General features: G+C 28.3%; 1 protein-coding gene. It reads right to left on the reverse strand.

Features of this window, described 5'->3' with window-relative positions:
- Positions 1-32 precede the first annotated feature (32 nt).
- Complete coding sequence (locus RCF13_RS05910) at positions 33-410, reverse strand: hypothetical protein (RefSeq protein WP_308140952.1); 378 nt, start codon at positions 408-410, stop codon at positions 33-35.
- Positions 411-760 lie beyond the last annotated feature (350 nt).

Genomic DNA, 760 nt, shown 5'->3' on the forward strand with positions numbered 1-760 from the left:
TCCTAATTCCTCATGAACTATTATCTACGTACCTAACTAATTTCGTTTAAAATCTTTATTTCACCATTCGCAAATTCTTCTACTAAAACTATCCTCTTATCTATTACAGCTACATATTCAATTGGTTGATTAAAGTTGTATTCACTAATAAAGTCTAAAAGTCTTCTATACAATTCCAACAATGCAGAGGAATCATGACGTAAGCTTTGATAAAAGGAACCTTCTATTTGAAAAATCTCTATAATGGGTAAATGGTATGTGTTATACCAGTTACATACATTATGATAAAACTCCATAAAACTAATTAAAATATCCTCAACAGAGTATATATTTTTATTTACTTCCATGCTCTTAAGAAGTGCTTTTCTTTCGTTCAACCATTCTCTATGCTCTTTTAAAAGTGTTTTCATTATTTTTTGTTCCTCCATAAATACAGTTAGGTTTAAAACATAACCAGTTGTTATACATCGGAGTCCATAAATTCTGTTAATTCAAGTTTATCACTCAATAATTTTCTCTGCTTTTCTAAATAAATCCCAATTTATTTTAACTAAGATATATTCCTTATTTAAACCTGTACTAAATAAAAAAAGCCTTCAAATCGATGGAAAATTCCATTACCATCAACCCAAAGGGTCTATCTCTAAATTGCTTTACCTAGATACGAAATGAAACTATATTTATTGTATATAAACTTAGCACAATCTCTTTATTTTCCTGACATCTACATCCAGAATAGGAAATCTATATGTAAGTTCAT

Origin of the sequence: Stenotrophomonas maltophilia group sp. RNC7 (assembly GCF_030910085.1) — a bacterium.
In the GTDB taxonomy this organism is placed as follows: Bacteria; Pseudomonadota; Gammaproteobacteria; order Xanthomonadales; family Xanthomonadaceae; genus Stenotrophomonas; species Stenotrophomonas sepilia.